The 24,633-nt window shown below is 35.6% G+C and carries 23 protein-coding genes; 14 read left to right on the forward strand and 9 right to left on the reverse strand.

What is annotated here, in order from left to right; translation table 11 throughout:
- On the forward strand, positions 1 to 861 hold the full coding sequence (locus AC1Q8N_RS07060; protein ID WP_098847781.1) for a M15 family metallopeptidase: 861 nt from the start codon (positions 1 to 3) through the stop codon (positions 859 to 861).
- An 86-nt stretch (positions 862 to 947) separates the two neighbouring features.
- Here the strand turns inward: AC1Q8N_RS07060 and AC1Q8N_RS07065 are convergent, their stop codons facing one another.
- The gene (locus AC1Q8N_RS07065; RefSeq protein WP_098076075.1) at positions 948 to 2,177 is read right to left on the reverse strand and encodes a translocation protein TolB; all 1,230 of its coding nucleotides are present in this window, start codon (positions 2,175 to 2,177) and stop codon (positions 948 to 950) included.
- 194 nt (positions 2,178 to 2,371) lie between these two features.
- On the opposite strand from AC1Q8N_RS07065, the gene AC1Q8N_RS07070 reads away from it, so the two are divergent.
- From AC1Q8N_RS07070 to AC1Q8N_RS07100, 7 genes are all read left to right on the forward strand, one after another.
- Positions 2,372 to 3,472, forward strand: a complete 1,101-nt coding sequence (locus tag AC1Q8N_RS07070; RefSeq protein WP_493521142.1) for an amidohydrolase/deacetylase family metallohydrolase — start codon at positions 2,372 to 2,374, stop codon at positions 3,470 to 3,472.
- Positions 3,450 to 4,553 carry a DgaE family pyridoxal phosphate-dependent ammonia lyase gene (locus tag AC1Q8N_RS07075; protein ID WP_098642331.1) on the forward strand — a complete coding sequence of 368 codons (1,104 nt, stop codon included), beginning with the start codon at positions 3,450 to 3,452 and terminating at the stop codon, positions 4,551 to 4,553. The genes AC1Q8N_RS07070 and AC1Q8N_RS07075 overlap by 23 nt, the downstream gene beginning before the upstream one ends.
- Position 4,554: 1 nt before the next feature.
- The gene (gene dagF, locus AC1Q8N_RS07080) at positions 4,555 to 5,310 is read left to right on the forward strand and encodes a 2-dehydro-3-deoxy-phosphogluconate aldolase (protein WP_098076071.1); all 756 of its coding nucleotides are present in this window, start codon (positions 4,555 to 4,557) and stop codon (positions 5,308 to 5,310) included.
- The gene (locus AC1Q8N_RS07085; RefSeq protein WP_098076100.1) at positions 5,303 to 6,319 is read left to right on the forward strand and encodes a sugar kinase; all 1,017 of its coding nucleotides are present in this window, start codon (positions 5,303 to 5,305) and stop codon (positions 6,317 to 6,319) included. The genes dagF and AC1Q8N_RS07085 overlap by 8 nt, the downstream gene beginning before the upstream one ends.
- Entirely contained in the window at positions 6,319 to 7,044 is a 726-nt protein-coding gene (locus AC1Q8N_RS07090) for a GntR family transcriptional regulator (protein ID WP_000539282.1), read from the forward strand. The genes AC1Q8N_RS07085 and AC1Q8N_RS07090 overlap by 1 nt, the downstream gene beginning before the upstream one ends.
- Positions 7,045 to 7,243: 199 nt before the next feature.
- On the forward strand, positions 7,244 to 8,569 hold the full coding sequence (gene gntP, locus AC1Q8N_RS07095; protein WP_098076069.1) for a gluconate permease GntP: 1,326 nt from the start codon (positions 7,244 to 7,246) through the stop codon (positions 8,567 to 8,569).
- A gap of 169 nt (positions 8,570 to 8,738) precedes the next feature.
- Entirely contained in the window at positions 8,739 to 8,936 is a 198-nt protein-coding gene (locus AC1Q8N_RS07100; RefSeq protein ID WP_001290407.1) for a YjcZ family sporulation protein, read from the forward strand.
- 50 nt (positions 8,937 to 8,986) lie between these two features.
- Here the strand turns inward: AC1Q8N_RS07100 and AC1Q8N_RS07105 are convergent, their stop codons facing one another.
- From AC1Q8N_RS07105 to AC1Q8N_RS07130, 6 genes are all read right to left on the reverse strand, one after another.
- Positions 8,987 to 10,960, reverse strand: a complete 1,974-nt coding sequence (locus tag AC1Q8N_RS07105) for an FtsX-like permease family protein (RefSeq protein WP_000144903.1) — start codon at positions 10,958 to 10,960, stop codon at positions 8,987 to 8,989.
- Positions 10,957 to 11,709, reverse strand: a complete 753-nt coding sequence (locus tag AC1Q8N_RS07110) for an ABC transporter ATP-binding protein (protein ID WP_098076067.1) — start codon at positions 11,707 to 11,709, stop codon at positions 10,957 to 10,959. Before AC1Q8N_RS07110 ends, AC1Q8N_RS07105 begins: the two co-directional genes overlap by 4 nt.
- Before the next feature lie 20 nt (positions 11,710 to 11,729).
- Positions 11,730 to 13,685: an FtsX-like permease family protein gene (locus AC1Q8N_RS07115; RefSeq protein WP_098076065.1), complete on the reverse strand. Its 1,956-nt coding sequence runs from the start codon at positions 13,683 to 13,685 to the stop codon at positions 11,730 to 11,732.
- Positions 13,686 to 13,753: 68 nt separating this feature from the next.
- On the reverse strand, positions 13,754 to 15,733 hold the full coding sequence (locus tag AC1Q8N_RS07120) for an FtsX-like permease family protein (RefSeq protein ID WP_098076063.1): 1,980 nt from the start codon (positions 15,731 to 15,733) through the stop codon (positions 13,754 to 13,756).
- A 94-nt stretch (positions 15,734 to 15,827) separates the two neighbouring features.
- Positions 15,828 to 16,850: a sensor histidine kinase gene (locus AC1Q8N_RS07125; protein WP_048541114.1), complete on the reverse strand. Its 1,023-nt coding sequence runs from the start codon at positions 16,848 to 16,850 to the stop codon at positions 15,828 to 15,830.
- 2 nt (positions 16,851 to 16,852) lie between these two features.
- The gene (locus AC1Q8N_RS07130) at positions 16,853 to 17,548 is read right to left on the reverse strand and encodes a response regulator transcription factor (RefSeq protein ID WP_098076061.1); all 696 of its coding nucleotides are present in this window, start codon (positions 17,546 to 17,548) and stop codon (positions 16,853 to 16,855) included.
- A gap of 207 nt (positions 17,549 to 17,755) precedes the next feature.
- On the opposite strand from AC1Q8N_RS07130, the gene AC1Q8N_RS07135 reads away from it, so the two are divergent.
- Complete coding sequence (locus AC1Q8N_RS07135; protein ID WP_001070536.1) at positions 17,756 to 18,028, forward strand: autorepressor SdpR family transcription factor; 273 nt, start codon at positions 17,756 to 17,758, stop codon at positions 18,026 to 18,028.
- A complete protein-coding gene (locus AC1Q8N_RS07140; RefSeq protein ID WP_098076059.1) occupies positions 18,025 to 18,663 on the forward strand; it encodes an SdpI family protein in 639 nt (212 codons plus the stop codon). The genes AC1Q8N_RS07135 and AC1Q8N_RS07140 overlap by 4 nt, the downstream gene beginning before the upstream one ends.
- A 42-nt stretch (positions 18,664 to 18,705) precedes the next feature.
- On the opposite strand, the gene AC1Q8N_RS07145 is transcribed toward AC1Q8N_RS07140, so the two are convergent.
- Positions 18,706 to 19,578, reverse strand: a complete 873-nt coding sequence (locus AC1Q8N_RS07145) for an AraC family transcriptional regulator (RefSeq protein WP_000377706.1) — start codon at positions 19,576 to 19,578, stop codon at positions 18,706 to 18,708.
- Between the two features lie 306 nt (positions 19,579 to 19,884).
- Between AC1Q8N_RS07145 and AC1Q8N_RS07150 the strand changes: the two genes are divergently transcribed.
- Together AC1Q8N_RS07150 and AC1Q8N_RS07155 are read left to right on the forward strand one after the other, a co-directional pair.
- The gene (locus tag AC1Q8N_RS07150; protein ID WP_000859659.1) at positions 19,885 to 20,655 is read left to right on the forward strand and encodes an ABC transporter ATP-binding protein; all 771 of its coding nucleotides are present in this window, start codon (positions 19,885 to 19,887) and stop codon (positions 20,653 to 20,655) included.
- On the forward strand, positions 20,642 to 22,591 hold the full coding sequence (locus AC1Q8N_RS07155) for an ABC transporter permease (RefSeq protein ID WP_098076055.1): 1,950 nt from the start codon (positions 20,642 to 20,644) through the stop codon (positions 22,589 to 22,591). Before AC1Q8N_RS07150 ends, AC1Q8N_RS07155 begins: the two co-directional genes overlap by 14 nt.
- A gap of 67 nt (positions 22,592 to 22,658) precedes the next feature.
- Here the strand turns inward: AC1Q8N_RS07155 and AC1Q8N_RS07160 are convergent, their stop codons facing one another.
- The gene (locus tag AC1Q8N_RS07160; RefSeq protein WP_098076053.1) at positions 22,659 to 23,225 is read right to left on the reverse strand and encodes an epimerase; all 567 of its coding nucleotides are present in this window, start codon (positions 23,223 to 23,225) and stop codon (positions 22,659 to 22,661) included.
- Between the two features lie 200 nt (positions 23,226 to 23,425).
- On the opposite strand from AC1Q8N_RS07160, the gene AC1Q8N_RS07165 reads away from it, so the two are divergent.
- Both AC1Q8N_RS07165 and AC1Q8N_RS07170 read left to right on the forward strand, forming a co-directional pair.
- A complete protein-coding gene (locus AC1Q8N_RS07165) occupies positions 23,426 to 24,004 on the forward strand; it encodes a class I SAM-dependent methyltransferase (protein WP_098076051.1) in 579 nt (192 codons plus the stop codon).
- Entirely contained in the window at positions 24,004 to 24,618 is a 615-nt protein-coding gene (locus tag AC1Q8N_RS07170) for a DedA family protein (RefSeq protein ID WP_098076049.1), read from the forward strand. The genes AC1Q8N_RS07165 and AC1Q8N_RS07170 overlap by 1 nt, the downstream gene beginning before the upstream one ends.
- The last annotated feature ends 15 nt before the right edge of the window (positions 24,619 to 24,633 follow it).

Below are 24,633 nucleotides of genomic sequence, written 5' to 3' on the forward strand. Positions count from 1 at the left end.
ATGAAAAAGTGGGTATTTATTTCTCTTTTTATAGCATGCACAATCTGCGTAGGCTTTTATATATCACCATTATTTCAAAAAGAGATCGATGTTAAAGTTGCAGAAAAAGATAATACGGTAAGAGCTGCGAATACGGAAAATATAGAGGTTACAAAAGAAGACATTTATAAAGGGGATCTGTTATTAGTTAATAAAGATTACCCAGTTAAAAAAGACAGTATTAGGTCTGATATTATAAATGTAAATCACAATAGTGAATTAGTAAGAGGTTATGTGATATTTGATAGAAATCTTCGTTTATCAAAGGATGTTGTGAGCAAGTTTTTGAACGTTGTCGATGCAGCTGGGAAAGATGGCGTACAGCATTTCTTAATGAATAGCGGATATCGAGATTTTAAAGAGCAAGAAAAGTTATATGAAAAAATGGGCTCTGACTATGCACTCCCGGCAGGGTATAGTGAACATAATTTAGGATTATCACTGGACGTTGGATCAACGCAAAAGAAAATGGAAAAAGCGCCTGAAGGAAAGTGGATTGAAGAGAACGTATGGAAGCACGGCTTTGTTTTACGTTATCCGAAAAATAAAAGTCATATTACAGGCATTCAATATGAGCCGTGGCATATACGTTATGTCGGCTTACCTCATAGTGCCATTATGCAAAAAGAGAAAATTACATTAGAGGAATACTTAGACTTCTTAAAAGAGAAAAAAGAAATTTCAACGAATGTAGAAGGTAAGAAATATACGGTTTCTTATTATAAAGTTTCCGGGGACATGAAAGTGAATGTTCCGGTAAATAAGCAGTATGAAATTTCGGGGAACAATGTGGACGGGGTTATTGTGACGGTTCAGGAATAGATCATTTTGATTCTCCCATGTGGGAGAATCAAAATAGAGGAACAGGTACAAATTTTTATATGACTAGGATTGTAATTAACATATTTTCAATGAAGTTTAGTCAGAGTAAAAAAAGTCGGAGCCTCATCAACATTCTTTAGCCATATATACTCCTGACTATGTAAGCTATCCTTCACCCAGACATCGCCTTTATATGCATTTGTTTTCTTGCGAAGCCAAGTAAGATAAGGGCCAATAACTTGAGGGTCTTCATCACGTTCATTCTGTTTTGGGAACGAGATTTGTCGCTGTTCTTCTGTTTTTATATTGATCATATAAAGTGTTGTAAACATTGTCGGAACAGGACCGTCTTTCCATACCTTGTTTTCTTTTGCGCGAGCTACAACTACTTTGTTTGGTGAAAGCCATTCTAAATCAAGGTCTACATAACCTACAGGTGTATATTCCTTTTGTTGTTTTGCTGTTACCATGTCTGCAATTGTGAGTTTTTTATTTTCTACAAAAAACCTTCCTTCTCCTGAAATATAAGCCAGTTGATTGGCTGATGGAGCCCACTTCATCCAGTCTTTGAACCATAGCATGTTACCGATCTTTCGAAAGTGTTTCCCTTTTGATGAGATAACACATAATGTATTGCTATCCATTGCCAAGGAGGCAGTAGGACCGGCCAAAAAACTAATCCACTTTCCATCAGAACTCCACTTGAAATAGTTAGCGTTAATCGCAAATAAATCAGTTTCATTTGTTTGAATCGTATAAAAAAGTTTTATTTTATCTTTAGCAAGATTTGCATCGACTGGAATTTTATAAAGCGGAACCTTGCCCCATCCAGTCGGACGCAAGCAGGATTGTGAGGAGACGATAAATTCCTTTCCGTTCGGGAACCATTCGAAATCACTAACCCCAAGTGATACATTTTCAAAATCTTGTGGGCGACCGTTTTTAATTTTTGTAACGTTTAATAAACCTTGATCAGTGTAAGCCAATTGACTTTTGTTTGGTGACCACTTAAAATCAGATGTTACGACTCTTACATAAGGCTGATAGTTTATTTTCTCTTCCGTATCATAAATGAATAAGTTAGATTCTTTACCCGCTTCATCACTATCAATATAGCCAATAAACCTACCGTCATAAGACCATTTTGGAGAATACACATATCGATTTTTTGTGATTTGTATTTCTTGATTTCCTGTCTTTATCCATAGCTGATGGTCCCGGATAAATGCAGCCGTGAGTGATGGAGGGGCTGCGCTAACCGTTGTTGATATAGACAAAGTGATTAAAATTATAAATAATAAAATTCGAAATCCCATGAATATCCCTCCTGCTTATAGATTGTCCGAATATGTAATGGAAACTCTCATTTTAATATAAAATCAAACATTATAACGTTATATTTACTTCTCCATTTTTTTGTGTTACGCTAAACGTGTGAAAGATATATATAAAATGAAACTTTAATGTAAGCGTATTCTTATGGCTTCTTATAGAAAAGGGTGGAAATACAATGACAGAACGATTCGTACTACGTAATGTGAAACGTGTGAACGGGGAAGAGATTGACATTGTAATTGAAAATAATAAAATCGCACAGGTGACGAAAGCTGGTGCTGGCGAGGGTGGAAAGGTTCTTGATTACTCAGGTACTTACGTATCGAGTGGCTGGATTGATTTACACGTTCATGCTTTTCCAGAGTTTGATCCGTATGGCGATGAGGTGGATGAAATTGGCGTTAAGCAAGGGGTAACGACAATTGTTGATGCGGGTAGCTGCGGAGCTGATCGCATTGCAGATTTAGTACAAAGTAGAGAACAGGCGAAAACGAATTTATTTGCCTTTTTAAATATTTCTCGCATCGGTTTGAAACGAATTGATGAATTATCCAATATGGAATGGATAGATAAAAAGAAAGTAATAGAAGCAGTAGAAAAGTATAAAGATGTAATCGTTGGGTTAAAGGCGAGAATGAGTAAAAGTGTCGTTTGTGATAGCGGAATTGAACCGCTTCATGTTGCACGCTCGTTATCTCGTGAAACATCATTACCGATTATGGTACATATCGGTTCAGCGCCTCCTCGCATTGAGGAAGTTGTACCTCTTTTAGAAAAAGATGATGTGATTACACATTACTTAAACGGGAAAGAAAATAATTTATTTGATGAAGAAGGCAAACCGCTACCTGTATTAATAGATGCAGTGAAGCGCGGTGTTCATTTAGATGTTGGTCACGGTAATGCTAGTTTTTCTTTTAAAGTAGCAGAAGCGGCGAAGCGTCACGATATTGCCTTTCATACAATTAGTACAGACATTTACCGGAAGAATCGCGTGCACGGTCCAGTGTATAGTATGGCTCACGTTCTTTCGAAATTCCTTTACTTAGGGTATCCGCTAGAAGCAGTAATAAATGCGGTGACGAAAAATGCGGCAGAGTGGCTGAAAAAACCAGAGCTTGGCCGTATTCAAGAAGGCGATATTGCAAACTTAACTTTATTTACGGTGAAAGATGAACCGATTACGTTAATTGATTCAGAAGGGGATCAGCGCATTGCTGAAAGAAGAATTGATACGAAAGGGGTTGTAATCAATGGGTCATTCATTGAATGCTAAGTACGGATTAAAAAGAGTGATTAATGCGAGCGGTAGAATGAGTATTTTAGGTGTATCCGCTCCTACAGATACAGTTATGGGTGCGATGAAACATGGTGGACAAAATTATGTAGAAATTGCTGATTTAGTAGATAAAGCGGGAGACCATATTGCGAGAATTCTAGATTCAGAGGCAGCGGTTGTTGTAAATTCAGCATCGAGCGGAATTGCGCTTTCTATCGCTGGTATCGTTACAGAAGGAAATCGCCGTAAAAGTGAAAGACTTCATCAAGAGGTCATCGCGAAAAACGAAGTGATTATGTTAAAAGGTCATAACGTTCAATACGGTGCTCCTGTTGAAACGATGATTTACTTAGGCGGGGGTAAACTTGTAGAAGTTGGCTATGCAAATGAAGGGAAAGCAGAGCATATTGAAGATGCGATTGGTGAAAATACAGCAGCAATTCTGTATGTGAAGTCACATCACGCCGTGCAAAAAAATATGATTTCTGTTGAAGAAGCATGGGAAGTTGCGCAGCGAAATAACATCCCACTTATCGTCGATGCGGCAGCTGAAGAAGATATTCAAAAGTATGTGAAGTATTCAGACCTTGCCATTTATAGCGGTTCAAAGGCAATTGAAGGACCGACTTCTGGTATTATCGGCGGGAAACGAAAATATATCGAGTGGCTGAAAGTGCAATTACATTGCATCGGAAGAAGTATGAAAGTTGGTAAAGAAACAACTTTCGGCTTACTTCAAGCACTTGATGAGTACGGAGTAAAAGAAGATAAGAGTGAGCAAGAAAAAGAATTATTACAAGTACTTATGCCGCTAAAAGAATTAAATGGTGTAAATGTAACAATCGTTCAAGATGAAGCAGGAAGAGCAATCTTTAGAGCACGTATTCATATTAACGAGAACGAGTTAAATAAATCAGCAAAAGACGTTGTAGCAGCATTACGCGAAGGGGAAATCGCAATTTATACACGTGATTACGGAGTAAGACAAGGATTCTTTGATATCGATCCACGTCCACTTCAAGGTGATGACATACATGTAATTGAAGAAAAAATGAGAGAAATTGTAGGGGGAAACTAAAATGACAAACATTCAAAAACGTTTTTATAAAGGCCACGTAGCATTAAATGTATTAGCGAACAATATCGAAAATGCGAAAGACATTTTTGAGGCAGCAGAAGGTTATGTAGTAGTCGGAGTGTTATCAAAAGACTACCCAACAGTAGAAGAAGCCGTTACAGCGATGAAAGCATACGGAAAAGAAATTGATGACGCAGTATCAATCGGACTAGGAGCTGGAGATAATCGCCAAGCGGCAGTTGTGGCTGAAATTGCGAAACATTACCCTGGTAGCCATATTAACCAAGTGTTCCCTTCAGTTGGAGCGACACGTGCAAATCTTGGCGGAAAAGATAGCTGGATTAATAGTTTAGTATCTCCAACAGGAAAAGTAGGGTACGTAAATATTTCTACTGGTCCAATTAGTGCAGCTGGAGAAGAAAAGGCAATCGTTCCAATTAAAACAGCGATCGCACTTGTACGTGATATGGGCGGAAATTCATTGAAATACTTCCCAATGAAAGGGCTAGCTCACGAAGAAGAATATCGCGCAGTTGCGAAAGCATGTGCGGAAGAAGGATTTGCATTAGAACCAACAGGCGGAATTGATAAAGAAAACTTCGAAACAATTGTACGCATTGCGCTTGAAGCAAACGTAGAGCAAGTTATCCCGCACGTGTACTCTTCTATTATTGATAAAGAAACTGGTAATACGAAAGTAGAAGATGTTCGCGAATTATTAGCAGTCGTGAAGAAATTAGTTGATCAATATGCGTAAGAAAATTGCAGCATTCGGCGAAGTAATGATGCGCCTGCAAGTACCAGGATACGAATTGTTGTCGCAAGCAAATACGTTAAAATACTCATTTTCTGGTACAGGTGTGAACGTTGCAGCAGCACTTTCTCATCTCGGGCATGAAGGCTTTCTTATTTCAACTTTACCAGAGAACTCGGTTGGGGATGCTGCGATATCTCATATTCAAAAGTTAGGCATTCGGGCGCCGTTTATTTCAAGAGCTGGTAAATATGTCGGCATGTACTTTTTAGAAAATGGATTTGGTGCACGTGCAAGCCGCGTTACATATTCAAATCGATTAGAAAGTAGCTTCAATACGGCATGTGAAGACATGTACCAATTTGAAGAAATCGCAAAGGAAATTGATATCGTTCATTTTTGCGGCATTACACTTGCGATGAATGATACGGTGCGCCATCATATGAAATCTTTAGCGAAAGCAGTGAAAGAAAACGGAGGTACTGTCGTTTTTGATTGCAACTATCGTCCATCTCTTTGGGGAGAAGACGGATATGAGCAGGCGAAACCGCATTATGAAGAAATGCTAGCTCTTGCTGATATCGTTATGATGAACGAAAAAGATGCAATGTTCGTTCTTGGAATGAAAACAGAAGAGACGGAGCGAGAAGCACAACTTATTGATCTTATTCCAAAAGTGGCTGAAACATATCATATCGCTACAATTGCTGGCACACATCGCTCTATTAATAGCGATAATACACACTCGCTTCGCGGGTTTATATGTAAAGATGGAACGTTCACTTTTGCAAAAACACTTACGTTTTCTGTATATGATAGAATAGGTGCTGGAGATGCTTATACGAGCGGGATTATTCATGGCGAGATAGAAGAGTTTGCACCAGAGAAAGCTGTTTCATTTGCGTCAGCAGCTGGAATGCTTGCACATACAATCGTCGGTGATACGCCAATGTCATCAGAGAAGGATATACTTCGGGCAATGACGGCATCAGTAGGTGATGTAGAAAGGTAGTGGGTGTAACGGTGAACGTAACGAGGAAAAAAGGACCATTATATTTACAAATAAAAAATATTATTCGTGATCGAATATTGCATGGTGTATATGCGATTCATACGAATATTCCTTCCGAACCGCAATTAGAAGAAGAGTTCAAAGTGAGCAAAATTACAGTGCGTAATGCGATTAAAGAACTTGCTCAAGAAGGATATTTAGAAAAGAAAAGCGGTAAAGGAACGAAAGTTATCCGCAATACTTCTGCGACAAAGTTGTCAAAGGGTAAGAAATTTACTGAAGTGTTAGTGGAAGAAGGATATAAAGTACAGAAGAAATTGCTAAAAGCAGAAATCGTTCAGAATGAAGAAGGAACAGTGCCATTTCGATTATTCGGTAAAGAGAGTTTTCGTATCGAACGTTTATATACGTTAAATGATGCACCGTACATTCATTATACGCACTATTTCTCAGCTAAAATGGCAAGTACAGATTTATCGGACTTTGATCTACAATCGCTTTACGATTTAGTTGAAGACCGAGGTATACATTTAGAAAACTTCAGAGATGAATTCGCTGTTGGGCTTGCGCCTAGTTTTGTTGCAGAAGCGTTAGGTGAAAAAGAGGGGACAGCGCTATTAAAACGTATGCGCTATTCTTACGATGAAGTTGGAGAAGTAATTGAATATAGCGAGGGCTACTACAATACAGAAATGCAGCATTATGTAGTAAATTATGACGTATAAAAAAGAGGGATTTTCCCTCTTTTTTTATCCCGCGTTAACGGACAGTAAAACTCCCACCTCAAAATTCAGTTGGAGCAAAGAAGTTAGGTGGGAGATCGACTGTCCATAAACGTCCGATTGGTTCAACTAATAATCAGTGGGGGATGAACAAAACCCCCACTGATTAAAGTTTCACTTTATAAAGTAAGGGGAATGGGAGATGGATATATACTTATTAATCGTCACATTATTTGCAATCGCGATTGTTATTTTAGGGGTATCATGGTGGAAATGGCATGCATTTATTAGTTTAACAGTTGCGAGTTTATTTTTAGCTATCATGTCTGGATTGAATTTGACGAAAATAGTAACTGCCTATGAAACTGGTGTTGGTAGTGTACTAGGGCATTTAGTTGGTATTTTAGCTCTCGGAACAATTTTAGGAAAAATGATGTCCGATTCAGGGGCCGGCATGCAAGTGGCAGACTTCTTTATTCGATTTTTCGGTGTAAAGAAACTACCTTGGGCTATGTTATTTGCAGGATTTGTTATAGGGATTCCGGTATTTTTTGAAGTGGGGATCGTCATTTTATTACCACTTGTTATTTCCATTCGAAAAACGACGAAGCAAAATATATTATTAATTGCGTTACCTGTTATTGCTGGATTATCTATTGTTCACGGGCTCGTGCCACCACATCCAGGGGCGATGACAGCAATCGGTATTTATAACGCGAACTTAGGAAAGGTACTTTTATATTCATTAATTATCGCGTTACCAACAGCCATTATCGCAGGACCGATATTTGCAAAGTGGGTACATAAAAGGGTTATACCTGAAAATGAACCAGAGCTTATTCGAGTTACGACTGTCTCAACTGATTTACCGAGTCGTAAAGTTTCATTCTTTATTATTTTATTACCAGTTGTATTGATGATTTTATCAGTAGTCGCACCATATATTTCATTACCGAAAAAGATAACTGAATTTTTCGTCTTTGTAGGAAGCCCAGTAATCGCTTTACTCATTTCATGTTTTGCAGCGTTTTATTTACTTGGCATGAGACAAGGCATTAATAAAAAGATGATTAAAAAATTAACAGACGATAGTTTATTACCGGTCGGTTCTATTATTTTAATTATCGGTGCAGGCGGTGGATTTAAACAAATATTAATTGAAAGCGGCGTTGGAACAGCGATTGCGCAAATGGCAGAACATATATCGTTATCACCAATTGTATTAGCTTTCATGGTAGCTGGATTAATTCGAATTGCAACAGGTTCAGCGACAGTAGCATTAACGACAGCAGCAGGGATTGTTTCACCAGTTATTCAGCACATGTCAGGTGTAAATTTAGAATTGCTCGTTATAGCAACAGGTGCAGGATCATTAATGTTTTCTCACGTAAATGATGCAGGATTTTGGCTTGTAAAAGAGTATTTAGGGTTAACGGTGAAGGAAACGTTTAAAACGTGGACGGTGTTGGAGACATTGTTATCATTTATTGCATTTGGCTTTGCGCTTTTATTAAATATGTTTATTTAGAAGATACCTTAACTGGTATCTTTTTTTTGATGAAGCCCATTTCTAAAAACAAGCCCGTTTTTAGGTAAGCCAAGCTTCCTATTCGCCCTGAAAACATACTATAAATGGAATCCCCTCATTTAGAGCAAGGTGAACTTGTTATGAATGATACTAAAGGAGGAATAGAGTAATGAGCGAAAAGTGTGAACACAGACATGATGATTGTAACCGCAGAAACCATGGTTGCGGAGGCGGTTTTGCGCTTCTAATCGTATTGTTTATTTTATTAATTATCATCGGTGCTAGCTGCTTCGGCGGAGGCGGAGGCGGTTGTGGTTATGGTGGTTACGGCGGTTATGGCGGCGGCTATGGTGGATATTGCTGCTAATTAAAAACTATTGAAAATAGCCTTGTGCATTATGCACAAGGCTATTTTATTCATATTTTTATATGCTGTGATAATTTATTAATGTACAGAGAACGGATTAAGAAGAAGAAAATGATCTCAATAATCCCGAATAAAGTGAGTACGATTAATGTCTCTTTCAGTAATGAGAAAGAAAACATGCTTTGTAAAAACTTAATGGCGAATATTGTATGAATACCAGCAACAATATAAGGAACGAAAAATAATATTCCTAATTGAATCGTTGCAGAACGAAACATTTCTGATTCTGTTAAGCCAAGTTTTGTAATCGTAATATACTTTTGTCTTTCAGTTGTTAAGTCGTTATACATACGGAAATATAAAACACTAGCCGCACCGATAAAGAAGATAAAGCCAAGAAATGCCCAAATAAAGAATTGAGCAACTGCATTTCCTTTACCGTAAATGAGTTCATCCGTAGCTGTATATATGAAGAAAGGAACTTGAGCGTTCTCTTCTGTATGCTTTTCGTAGAACTTACGTGCATCACCACTAATAACACGTAACATATTTTTTGTTGGAACGATTGCATTTTCCCAGTTTTCTACGAAGTAGTTATAGATTACGGTTGTTTCAATATGAGGAATCATATTATCAAATACATAATCTTGTACGACAGCTAAATGTGGGAATGCAAAGGATGGTTCTATTCCCTTATTAATAAACCCTTTAATATGAAATTCTTTTTTATTAGATCCAAGTGTAATCGTATTATGCTTTGCAAATGGATTAGATACGAGATTGAGAAGTTCTGGTGAGTGGCGAGAAATAATATACACTTGTGTAGAATCAAGTGTTATTTCCGGTCTTTTCAATTGTTTAGCAATTGCGTTATAATCACTCATCTTCATAAGCATAATGTCTTCTTTTGAAGCTGTATCTTTTACTACTGTAAACTTATATTTTCTGTACTGAAAATTATTATTTGTAAGCTCAGTTTCAATTGTAGTAATATGCTTTTGTTCAAGGGAATTGTCACCTTCTGATGTATAAGTGAAGGGGACGGGATATCGTTCTAGTACCGATGCTGTTGTATTGTTATTAGCAGCGAATAAACCAATAATAATTGTAAATGCAAGTGCAGATAGCATAGAAACGATAAAGAGTACATTAATATTACTACGGGTACGAGAAACTAAATCTGAAATCCATAACATATTTATTTGTTTCAAATAAAACTTTCTTCGTTTCTTTAAAATATAGATGAAAAGAAGAAATGTTTGTGAAAAGAATAAATATGTCCCGACTACTACGAGTGGCAAAATAGATAATATAATAAAGAAGACAGATCCATTTTGGGCATTTTTATCTGTTACATATCCTTGTGGATAACCGGCGATATAATAGCATAGCCCTAAACAGATTAAAGCGAATAAAGAAATGAGTATAGATGGTCTTTTTTCAGCTTTCATTTTTTTGTTACCTTTAATGAGCTTCGCTGTTTTACGAGTACGAATAAACATCGGTGTAAATGTAGAAACGATTAAAAATAAAATGATAAACGTTACGGTTGTAACGATAATCGCTTCGGTTGGCCAATATAAATAGAGGCCTTTCGCACCTGTTAATTTCGAAGTGACTAATAAGAAGAAGTTAGAAAATACAAGGCCACCTTGAATACCGATAAAGATAGACAGTATCCCGATCATCATGTTTTCAGTAAATAACAGTCTTTTTAATTGTCTTTGTGAGATACCAAGAATAGTGAGTATCCCGAATTGTTGCTTTCGTACATTTAAAAATGATCCAACTGAATATAAGAGAAAGAAGAACGAGAACAAAACAATAATAAACTGTGCAGTACTAGCCGAATTCATAAGAGGATCTCGTTCTTGAAAACCTTGTACACTTTGTAAACGTGGATGGAACGCATATACAGTAAATGAAAAGAAAACCATGATAGAAAATGCGCTGCTTACAAAATAAGCGAAATATGCTTTCGAATTACGCGAGACATTTTTAAATGCAAATTGCCAAAATGTCATCCACGTCTTCCTCCTAATAAAGCTAAAACATCTAATATTTCTTGATAAAACTTCTCGCGATATAGTCCGCGGTGAAGTTCATTGTAAAGCTCTCCATCTTTAATGAAAATGACGCGGTTACAATAACTTGCTGCGAACGGATCGTGCGTAACCATTAAAATTGTTGCATCTTCTTCTTTATTTAATTTCGTAAATAACTCCATTACATCGATTGCTGCTTTTGAATCTAAGTTTCCCGTTGGTTCATCAGCAAGTAGAAGTGAAGGGTGATGAATAACAGCACGAGCTACTGCGGTACGCTGTGCTTGTCCCCCAGAAACTTCAAAAATACGTTTATCCAAAATATGATCAATTCCAAGTTTCTTGGAAATGTTATCAAGCTTTTCATCCATTTCCTTTAATGGAATATTATCTAATGTTAAAGGTAGTACGATATTTTCACCGATTGTTAGTGTATCTAGTAAGTTAAAGTTTTGGAAAACAAATCCTAACTCTTGGCGGCGGAAAATAGCTAACTTCTCTCTACGAAATGTGTGCGGTTTTTTTCCGTTAATCACGATATCACCAGAAGTAGGGGAATCAATTGTAGAGATAACGTTTAAAAATGTAGATTTACCACTACCAGATGGCCCCATGATAGCAACAAATTCCCCCTTATCTACATGTAAATTTATATTTTTCAAAGCAGTATGAGGGACTTTTCCTTCATACACTTTTGAGACGTTTTTTATGTGTAAAACTTCTTCCATAGTAATCACCTTTCTATCCTTTAAAACTTAATGTGTTGTGATAATTTTTGCATATAAAAGGAACGAATTAAAAGGAAAAATAAAATTTCAACCGTCCCAAAAATCATCAGTACGACTGTAATCTCAGCGAAGAACGAGAGATGTAAAACTTCTTGTAGCATCTTTGTCGCAAACATCGTATGGATCGATGCCATAATGTATGGAACAAAGAACAGAATCGCAAGTTGAATTGTAGCAGATCGTTTCATCTCGGCTTCTGTTAAACCGATTTTTGTAATCGTCACATACTTTTCTTGCTCACTTGTTAAATCTGTATACATCCGGAAGTAAAGAACACTGCCAGCACCGATAAAGAAAATAACACCTAAGAAAGTACCAATTAAGAAGAAGGAAGCGACATTGAGTTTAGTTGTGTATAGAGAATCACTTGCTTCACTTGCATGGAATGGTGGGTGCTCAGCCTTAATCGCTTCATTATCATTATCAATTTTTGTTATAAATTCCGAACCGATGTTATGTGCTTTTTCCCAATCGTTAACTTTAAAGTTATATACACTCATCTGTTTTGAAACCGATGATAATGCCTCTACATTTTCATCAGATAATACGAGTAATGTTGAGACTAAGCTGTTTGGGAAAGGATTATAATTTTTATATTCTTTTACTTGTAGCTGTAGGCTGTTTTGAGTAAGTGTAAGAATATCTTTCCTGTCTGTATCATAAATTGTGCCAATGAATTGATCATCTATGTCTTTCATAAGGATATAAGATTCATTATTTTTTACGTTGAGATGTTCCCAGTTTAACGCCTTAGCAAGTATATTGTAATCACTTTGTTTAATTGTATAATAGAGCTTTGGGTTCTCTTCCGCCGAAGATACTTCATATATATCCGTTTTAAATTGTTTATAAGTAAATTGTTCTTCGTTAAACTTTTGTTCTAACCAATTCAAATGTTCATCCGCTAACGTATTTTCAGTATGTGATAAATATGTAAAAGGAAAAGGATTTTCCCTTACTGCATCAAACTTTGTGAATTTCCCAAAACCGTATAAGAACGTAATCATAGTGAAAGCGAGTGTTGATAGCATCGCTACAATAAAGAGCATGTTAATATTTGTCCGAATGCGAGCTGCTAAATCAGAAATCCAAAGCATATTAATACGTTTCATATAAAATTTTCTTCTCGTTTTTAATATACGAATGAGTAAAAAACTAATTTGTGAAAAGAAAAAATATGTTCCAGCCGCAACGAGTGAAGGAATGACAAATATACTGGTGACGGCGTACAAAATTCCAATTACGTCGCCAAGCGATATGAAATATAGCGGATTTGCTGCTAGTACGTATCCAGATATTAAACATGTCGCACCAAATAGAGAGATGAGCACGGATGCTTTTCTTTCTTTTTGCTTTGTTCCTGCTTTTAAAAGACGTACAGCCTTTCTCGTCCGAATGAGCATCGGCGTAAAAGATGAAACGAGAATGAAGAGTCCAAGAAAGATGATCATAGTTAAAATAATAGCACTCGTTGGCCAATATAAATATAAACCAGGTACATGTGTAATTTTGGCGGTAACTAGTAGAAAGAACTGTGAAAAGACAAGTCCAAGTTGAATGCCGAAAAATATGGAAAGAACACCAATTAGCATGTTTTCTAGAAATACAAGTCTTTTTAATTGTTTTTGAGATATACCAAGTACTGTTAAAATCCCAAATTGTTTTTTTCGTACTTTTAAGAAAGTACCGATTGAATATAGTAAAAAGAAAAACGAAAAGAATACAATAACAACTTCTGAAATTGTCATTAATATGTTCAGAGCAGCATTCACGCCTGTCATATGCAATTTAGGATGAAGTAAATAAACCGCAAACGAGAAAAAAATTGCAATGGAAAATGCACTACTTACAAAATAGGCGAAATAAGCTCTGGCGTTCCGGGTTACGTTTTTGAATGCAAACTGCCAAAATGTCATTCACCTGAACCTCCTAATAAAGTGAAGATAAAAAGAGTATGAAAGATACTCTTTTTATCACGTTTGTCTTAAATAATTTGTCCATTCGTATATTGTGATAATTTTTGCATGTAAAGTGAACGAATGAATAAGAAAAATACAATTTCAACGACTCCAAAAATAATAAGAACGGCTGCAACTTCTTTGAACAAAGATAGATCAATTACATCTTGTAGCATTTTCGTTGCAAACATTGTATGAATGGATGCCATAATGTAAGGAACGAAAAATAAAATACTAAGCTGAATGGTTGCAGATCGTTTCATCTCTTTATCTGTCACACCGATCTTAGAGATTGTTATATACTTCTCTTGTTCATTCGTCAAATCTGTATACATTCTAAAGTAAAGAACGCTACCAGCTCCAATGAAGAAAATAACTCCTAAAAATGTCCCGATTAGGAAGAATGCGGCACTACCAGACGTTATTTTATATAACGTTCCTGCTGATTCAAAGGATCGAATAAGAGGTCCTTCATACTGGGAATTATTTCGATCTTTTTGCACCTTTTCTATAAAATCATCCGCAATTTTATATGTCTGTTCCCAGTTTTGAATTTTGTAATTGTATGCTGATATATGTTTTACCGTGTTGGGTAAGTTATTTACGAGAATATCAGGTAAAACTATCGTTTGATATGAAAAGCCAGATGGAATTGCATTAACATGCTCATAGCCTTTTACTTTTAATTTCGTATTTGTACTAGAGAGTGTAATGTAATCTCTTTTGTAGCTTTGCTCAAATTCATTAAATATAGTGATATAAGAGGTCCCCGTTAACACGTATGCTTCATTATCATCCATAAATAGTTGTTTCATTCGTAAAGAAGCAGCAAGTTTGTTATAGTCACTTTGCTTAATTGCGTATACGTCATTATAAATAGCTACATCTTTATCTTCTCTTAGTGGTGTTTCATATATATCAGTTTTGATTTTCTCATAAGGAAAATGCTCTTTTTGTAACTGTTGTTCAAGCCAATTTAAATGCTCAGTAACAAAAGGATTTGTATCATAAGAAAAATAAGAAATTGGGAAAGGAGAAGTTCTATTAACCTCTAGTTTAATAAACTTCCCAGATCCATATAGGAACGTAATCATCGTGAAAGCAATTGTAGAGAGCATCGCTACAATAAAAAGCATATTAATATTCGTTCGAATACGGTTTGCTAAATCAGAAATCCAAAGCATATTAACACGTTTCATATAAAACTTTCTTCTCGTTTTTAAAATGTAAATAAGTAAAAAACTAATTTGTGAAAAGAAAAAATATGTCCCGATTGTAACAAGCATTGGGATAACGAAAATACTCGAAACCATATATATAACACCTATTTGCGGGCTTACTGATACGAAATATTTAGGATTTCCAGCTAAAGCATAACCACCTAATAAACAAATCGCACCAAATAAAGAAATAAGTATGGATGGTTTTTTTTCTTTTTGTTTTCCGCCATTTGTTTTTAAAAGTTGTACCGTTTGTTTTGTACGGATAAGCATTGGTGTGAATGTAGATACAATGATAAAAAGACTAAGGAAAACGATAGTCGTTAAAATAAACGCGTTAATAGGCAAGTATAAATATATGCCTGGTACATGCGTAATTTTTGCTGTCACTAATAAGAAAAATTGTGAAAATACAAGTCCAAACTGCATACCGAAAAAGATAGATAAAATACCGATTAACATATTTTCCATAAAAACAAGACGATGTAATTGCTTTCTCGATATTCCTAAAACGGTCAAAACTCCAAATTGTTTTTTTCGAACTTTTAAAAACGTACCAATGGAATATAGTAAAAAGAAGAAAGAGAAAAATACAATTACAACTTCTGAAAATATCATTAATCCTGAAATTTCAGCGGTCATGCTAAAGTTTTGTAATTTCGGATGGAATAAGTAAACAGCAAACGAAAAGAAAACAGCAATGGAAAAGGAACTACTTACAAAGTAAGCAAAATAAGCTCTCGAGTTGCGCGTTACATTTTTAAATGCAAATTGCCAAAATGTCATAATATGTACCTCTCGCTAGAAGGCAAATATGTAGTTTTATTGCAAAAAATGTATGAGAGTAAGTTCTCATACATTTTGCTAGCATATGTTCCGATCATGCTTCGGCCACCTTCTCCGTAGTTTCTGCTTGATTATTTGCAGCGTTGTGGAAGATGATTTTAATCGTCGTTCCTTTACCAACTTCAGAATCTAGTTTGACAGAGTGACCTAAATAATCACAAATTTTACTTACAATATAAAGTCCCATACCAGTAGATTCTCCGAATGCGCGACCATTTTTCCCAGTGTAAAACGGTTCAAATACTCTTCGAATATCTTCTTGCGGAATACCAACACCTTCATCGCGAACTTCTAAAATAATATCTTTTCCGTTTCGGTAAGCAGATAGGAATACTTTCTTTCCGCGCTCACCAGAGTAACGCACTGCATTTGTCATTAACTGATAAATGATGAACTTTAGCCATTTCGCATCAGAAGCAACTTTTAAATCGGAATGAACTTCTAAAACAGGGAAGACGCCGTTTCGAATGAATAGTTCTTTTAATCCGTTAATATTTTTTGTTACCGCATCTTTTAATGAAATCGTCTCAACATGGAAATCTTCATGGAAGTTATTTAACCTTGCCATATATAAAGCCATATCGAGCCCTTGATTTAATCGTTCTAATTCTTTTTTGAATTTCGGAATCAAATGTTCATCTTCCATTTCGAGCACCATAAGCTGCATAACAGAAACAGGTGTCTTCATTTGATGCACCCAGTGGTTAATGAATAATTGATGTTCTTGTTGTTTTACTTCATACGATTGTAGTTCTTTTTGGAATAGACGATATTGCGTGCGCACGAGTTCATTTACACCGTGAGGCATCGGAGCAGTCGCTCTTTCAATAAACGCATCTTCCATTTTCTCTGGTTGTTCACTTAATCTATGGTACATTCTACGATTGCGAACGTAACGATAAGCGAGGAAACAAATGAATAAGTATAAGCTTAAAACGATGAAGTAAAACTTATTATTTTGGAATCCATCTACTGCATCATAAAGAACGAAAATGATACCGAAGTTTAATACATATAGTAGAAAAAATGCAAAATGATCACGTAAAAATAGCTTCATGCTTATTCACTCCAAGTTGCGTTAAAACGATACCCAAGCCCGCGCACTGTTTCAATAGCATTTTCAATACCAAGCTCATTGAACTTTTTACGAAGACGCGTAATGTTTACGTTTAATGTATTTTCCTCAACGAAGCTTTCGTCATCCCATAGGGCAGCTAATAAATCTTCACGGCTCGCTGTACGAGGGAATTTAGATAATAACATTTCTGCTAAAATTGCCTCTTTCTTCGTTAAAAGAACTTGCTCAGCACCGAAATGAATTTCTGGGCGTTCTGGGAATAGTTTTAAACCTTCTACTTCAACGATACGTTCAGAAATATTTGGCGCATAATCACCGTAAATACGGCGTAATTGACCTTTAATTTTCGCCATTACAACGTCGTAGTGGAACGGTTTTGTAATGTAATCATCCGCACCGCTTTCAATTGCCATAATTTGTTCCATCTCACCAGCCCGCGCTGAAATGAAAATAATTGGACAAGTAGATTCATGACGAATTTGACGGCACCAGTAGAAACCATCGAATTTCGGTAAGTTTACATCAAGTAAAACAAGATGCGGTTTCACTGCATTAAACGATTCCATAATATCATCAAAGTTTTCAGTAACAACAGCTTCATAGCCATATTTTTGAATGTGAGATTGTAGTAATGATGAAATATTTGGATCGTCTTCAACGATTAAAATTTTATACATATGTATATTCCTCCTAAAAAAACAATTGTAGCTATAGTGTATCATGTGTTTCAAGTCTTTTCATTATGTTGAAAGATAAGCTAGTAAACAGTATAGGTCAAAAGCGTGAAAAGTAAAAAGGGCGTATGTATAATTGACAATTAACTGAAAACATTTTAACATTTAGATAAATATCTAAATGTCTAATTAGTGAAAGGAAGAAAGACATTGAATCAAGCATTCAAAGCATTAGCAGATCCAACAAGGCGAAAAATTTTAGATTTATTAAAAGAAGGCGATCTAACCGCTGGTGAGATTGCTGAACAATTTAATATGACAAAACCAAGTATTTCACACCACTTAAACGCACTGAAAAATGCTGAACTTATTCAAGATGAAAAGAAAGGTCAATTTGTTGTGTACTCTTTAAACACAACTGTCTTTCAAGATTTATTAACGTGGGTGTTTACATTTACGAATAAGGGGGAAGAGGGGAAATGAGGAAGCATATATTTCCGTTACTATTAATTGCTTTAACGATTATTGCATGGTGTGTCGCGTGGCCGCATTTACCAGGTGAAGTTCCGAGCCATTGGAATGTTGCTGGGGAGGTAGATGGACATATGTCTAAAATGGGAGGGATGATTTTTGATGTAGCAATTATGATTTTTATATATTCTTTATTAACCGTATTGCCTAAGATAGATCCGAAGCATAAAAACTATGATAAGTTTTCTAAAGGATATAATGTAATAAATTATAGCGTATTAATCTTATTATTTTTAGTAAATATCATTGGAATTGGGGCTGGATTAGGTTATGACATTCCAATGAATAGTACACCGCATATTCTTGTTGGTCTTTTATTTATAGTCATCGGCAACTATTTACCACAATGTAAACCAAACTACTTTGTAGGTATAAAAACACCGTGGACATTAAGTAATGAGGAAGTGTGGAGAAAAACGCACCGTTTTAGTGGGAAGGTGTTTGTTGTATTAGGAGTTATTATGATTTTAAGTATTTTTGCTCCGGTAGCGTGGAAAACTTTCCTAATCATTGGCATTATTGTTGGTGCAGTAGGATTAACAATGGGATATTCCTACGTCGCTTATAAAAAAGAACTAAAAATATAAATAAAAGCTGCTTTTCCTTTTAAGGAGGAGCAGCTTTATTTTTTATTTCTTCAAAACCGGTATCCAAATTTCACTTTTAAAGTTTGGAGAGGATGTATCTTTCTGTTCATTCCACAATATTTCTGGTCCTTCTGCTAGTTCATAGTTTGAGGAAGGAAACCATTCGGAATAAATGCGTCCCCATACATTTTGTAATGTTTCAGGAAATGGACCGACAGCTTCAAATACGGCCCACGTTGAAGCTGCGACTTCAAGTTGTGCGAATTGCTCTGGACAATCTTTCATTGAGGCTACTCCAATGTAGTGGTCGAGTTCTCCATTTTCCTCCATTCTTCCTTCAGAAAAGTTAGTAGAAGCACTAATAATTCCAGTAGGTTCCATGTTTGAAAGGGACTTTAATGTTTGAATGGTCCCCGGATCTAAGCTTTTCCACATAGAAGCAATTTCTTCATTTACACCGTTAAATACAATCGGTACGCGTTTTGTAATACCAATGATTTGAAATGGCTCTTTTTCTTCAATTCGATAGTTCATTTCATTTCCTCCTTGAATCGATAACTGGAAGGTCATTGGTGAATAAGCTTTCAAAGAATGACTACTATTTCGGGCCTCTGAAGGTGTTATGCCGTGCAAGTTTTGAAAAGCACGTGTAAAAGAATCTGGCGAGTTGTACCCATATTTTATAGCAACATCAATGACTTTTGCAGCGCTATCTTTTAGTTCAAAAGCAGCAAGAGTAAGACGTCTACAGCGAATATATTCTGATAGTGATACGCCAGCTAGGAAAGAAAACATTCTTTTGAAATGATATTCGGAGCAGAAAGCTATTTTTGCGACTTCTTTAAAATCAATTTCATCTGTTAGGTTGTTTTCAATATATTGCATTGCCGCATTCATGTTTTTAAGTGAATCCATATCATGACCTCCTTGTTAAATAGAATAGCAGGAACAAAATAGCTCCATCCGACATTTCATGCACAACTTTGTAGGGGACATTTTTAACCTTACAAAATTGTAATGTTCCTGTAAGGAGAATGAATGGATGGCATGATATCCCAATGTTATAGTAACAAAGTACTTTCGTTCAGTAGGTTAAATTTTGATTTCTCTACTTACCGGCCTTACATAACTGTCATGTTTGTGTAAGAAACATCGATAGTGGCAAGAGTAGAGAGTGTATATAGTTGAAAATAGAGAATAGAAGAAATGAGGGATGTCGAGATGAAAACAGTGTTAGAAGCAAAAAATATTGAAAAAGTGTATGACACGGGTGGTAATAAATTTGCAGCGTTAAAAGGTATTAACTTACAAGTAAAAGAAGGTGAGTTCGTTGGAATTATGGGACCTTCTGGTTCGGGTAAGACGACTTTGCTAAACGTTCTTTCTACAATTGATAATGCGACGAACGGTGAAATTTTAATTGATGGAAAAGATATCGTGAAGATGAACGATGATAAGTTAGCGTTATTCCGCCGCGATCATTTAGGATTCATTTTCCAAGATTATAATTTATTAGATACGTTAACGGTAAAAGAGAACATTGCGTTACCTCTTGCGTTATCAAAGGTGAAAGCAAGTGAGATTGATCGCCGCGTTCTTGAAATCTCAAAGAAATTCGGTATTGATCATATTTTAAGTCAGTTCCCATATCAAGTGTCGGGCGGACAGAAGCAGCGCTGCGCAGCATCGCGTGCGATCGTTACAAGTCCTAGTATGATTTTCGGGGACGAGCCGACTGGAGCGCTTGATTCTAAATCAGCGACAGATTTACTTGAAAGTATGAAGTCGTTAAATGAATATGATAATTCTACAATTTTAATGGTAACGCACGATGCGTTTGCGGCGAGTTACTGTAAACGAGTTATTTTTATTAAAGATGGTGAGTTATATAAAGAATTGCACCGCGGTGAATCAACACGTAAACAGTTCTTCCAAAAAGTCGTTGACGTAATGTCTTCTATTTCTGGAGGTATGGCTGATGACCTTATCTAGCATTGCCCTCCGCAACATACAGCGGAATTTTAAAGACTACTTTGTATATTTTGCATCTATGATCTTTAGTATCGTCATTTATTTTACATTTAAGGCGTTGCAGTATAATTCACAAATGGAAAAAGCTGCGGAAGCTTCTAAAAAAATTAGCGGTGCATTTCAAGTTTCAAGTGTCATGCTAATTATTTTCGTAGCGGTGTTCATTATATATTCGAACGGTTTCTTTACACGAAAACGTAAAAAAGAAGTTGGGCTATATTCCTTATTAGGCATTCGTAAAAGACAAATTGGTAAAATGCTGTTTTATGAAAATATGTTAATGGGATTAATGTCTTTAATTATCGGAATAGCGATCGGTAGCGTTCTTTCAAAACTATTCCTTGAACTACTAATAAGTATGATGGGAATAAACTTAAACGTTCATTTTGAAATACCGATGGCCGCAGTTATTGATACAGCACTTATTTTCTTTGTGATTATTTTGTATACATCACTTCAAGGATATCGTTTAATTTATCGCTTTAAGCTAATTGAACTTTTTCGAGCGGAACGCGAAGGAGAAGCAATGCCAAAAGGATCTGTCATTATGGCGTTAATTTCAGTTTTCTTAATCGGCTCAGGTTATTTCTTAGCGTTAATGTTTATGAAGGCAGTTATGTATGCAAACTTTATGGTAGTTGCACTTTATATATTACTTGCAACAGTATTAGGTACGTATTTACTATTTATGTTCTTTACAGTATTCGTATTGAAACGTGCAAGAAATAATAAGTCAGCGTTTTATAATGGTATGAATATGATAACGACGTCACAGTTACTATACCGTATTAAAGGAAATGCAAAGTCACTTGCGACAATATCTATTTTAAGTGCAGTGACATTAACAGCGGTTGGTACGTCAGTTACGATGTATTACAACACATTTACGCAATCAAAAACATCCATGCCATACAGTTACTCTTATGAGAAAAAAGATGCAGAATTGGATAAGAAAGTAAATGCAATTCTTGTGGAGGAGAAGCAGGATCACCCTGTTAAAGATCAATTTGAAATTGAAACGGTTCCTGTCAAAGGGAAGTTCGAAGGAGATAAAGTTGATTTCATTCTTAATATGAATTACACGATTTCAGAGAAATATCAGTTTATATCTCAATCTGAATTCAACAAAATTGCGAAAAAAATCGATGCGGAAACAGTGAATGTAGCTACTGGCGAAGCATTTATATATGATAGTTCTTATATGGAAGGGTATGAGTTTAGCCCTGAATATAAAGGAAATAAAGCGGTATTCCAAATTGGAAATGAAACGAAGACATTGACGATCCAAGGTGTAAATAATACTGCAATTACGAACTTAGGTGAATTAGTTGTTGTCGTTCCAGATGAAATGTATGCACAAGCGAAGCAAGCATTTGGAACACGTGTTGTAAAAAATATTGATGTAAAAGATGAAAGAAACAGTAAAGTATTAACAGAAAAATTAACAAAAGTGATGCCAGCTGGTGAATCAGAAATGGCACCACCATTTAGAGACTTCTACACTGGTTTCCATATGGGACTTGAAGCAACTGGACTAATGATGTTCATCGGACTATTCTTAGGCTTAGTCTTCCTATTAGCGACAGGCTCCATTATTTACTTCAAGCAGCTTACAGAAGCAAGTGCTGACCGTGATCGTTACATTGTCCTTCATAAAGTTGGTGTAACGAAACAAGAGATGAAGAAAGCTATTGCAAAACAAGTGAGCTTTATCTTTGCAATTCCACTAGTAATCGGAATTCTACACAGTTTGTTTGCATTAAAAGGTTTAGGAAACATACTACCATTTGAAATTATGGTTCCGCTTCTAATTAGTATCGGAGTATATAGCATTATTTATATCGGATATTACTTCTTAACAGTTCGTTCTTATTATAAGATTGTGAGTGCGAAGTAATGCAAGAGTTGTTTTTATCTTAGTAAAAAAGCATCCGACTAACATGTTAGTCGGATGCTTTTTTTGTCTATACGTGAGCTTTATTTTCGTCCGAACTATCAAACATGTCCATTACTTTAAAAATACCTTCCAATAGCAAGGTACATAAAATAGCGAAAATTAATACGGCATGAGGTGATAATTCAACTGATGTGAAGTTAAGGTCTGCCAACCAAAAGTAACCTACATAAAAACTTAGAAATGTGCTAACAGCCGAAAGTGTAAATCCTAAAAATCCTAATTCCTTTAATTTTTCCTCAGATAATTTACATAAACGTAAAACAATAGAGAAGAGAATTCCTACTATGAAAAATCCCATACATAATGCGAACAATGATATTATGCTTGGATATTTAACTTCATCAGGTATCCACTTTTTCATTCCCACTATTAAAAAGGTAGGGACAAGAATAGGCAATAAAAGTGGTAGCACTATTTGTATAGCTGCAAATAATGCATTTGATTTATTATCGTTTTGATTATTCATAAAGCCTCCAAAAATGATTTCTATACTAATTCCAAATATCTTAGAGGATTCTAACATAAAAATAGTAACTTCGCTATACAAAATCGGAGTAGGATCATAATCATTCATGGTAAATAAACAAGCTGACTTATTTGTATATGTTCGATTCGCTTATCTTTGGAATTCAATTTTTTATGTTTGCTTATAGTAAATATGAAGCTTTCCTTCATCTTCATAAAATCTTAAGAATTCCCCTCAATATTTGTTAAGAAACGATAGTTATACTTAAACACAAGTTAAAAACTATTGAACGAATGGAGAGGGAGTATATGCAGCTCATAACATTCTTAACTGAATTCATAAAACATCCGAAACATATTGGTGCGGTTGTACCGAGCTCAAAAATATTAGCAAGGAAAATGGTAGATGTAATTGATTTTAATAGAGCAAAATGCATTGTAGAGCTAGGGCCGGGTACAGGAGCTTTTACGAAAGAGATTATGAAGAGAAAGAAGAAGGAGACAATATTTCTTCTTGTTGAAATTAATGAAGTATTTTTTAAAGAGTTAAAGAGAAAATTTAAAGATGAGCAGAACGTGATTGTTATACACGGCTCAGCTGAAAATATAAAGAAGTATATGGAACAATTAAATATAGAATGTATTGATTACGTCTTATCAGGATTGCCTTTCACTTCTTTACGAGAAGAGGTTTCAAAGCGCATTTTAAACAGTGTAATGGAAACGATACATGAGAATGGGGAATTTATTACATTTCAATATTCACTTGTAAAAAAGGGATTTATACAGCATTTCTTTCCTGAAATTACACTAGAAAAGGTGTGGCTTAATTTCCCACCAGCTTACGTCTTTAGTTGTAGAAAAGAGCTAAGGAGAGCATATGCATAATGGAGTTACATGAATTAATGTCATACATTGAGCAGTATGGTTATTGGGCACTATTTTTTTGTTTATGGCTTGGTATTATCGGTATGCCGATTCCAGATGAAATGATTGTCATGAGCGGTGGATTTGTATCATCAATGGGGATATTAAGTATGATTCCAGCCTTTTTATTAACGTATTTAGGTGTTGTATCAGGTCTTTCTTTAGGGTATATACTAGGGAAAATATTTGGCATAAAAGTGCTTAATAAATTGATGAAAAAGAAAAAGGCGAAGTACCTTTTAAAATCACAAGAAATAGTAGGGAAATATGGTCATTATGCATTAGTAATAAGTTATTTTATCCCCGTTGTGAGACATATCGTACCGTATTTGGTTGGAATGAATAATATGTCATTTAAAACGTATGCATTGTATTCCTATATGGCAGGACTTGTTTGGACGCTAGCTTATTTTATGATGGGCTCTGTATTCGGAAAACAGATAGAAACGATTGTAGCACTTGCGACGAAATATGGGATGTATTTAGGCGGGGGCATTATGATCATTACTATCATTTCTTATGTGTACATTCAAAAGAGGAATGCAGTAGTGAGTGAAATAAAGCAACATTCATAGTTTGGTAAATGATGC

Source organism: Bacillus sp. GW823-FHT06B01 (assembly GCF_058952315.1).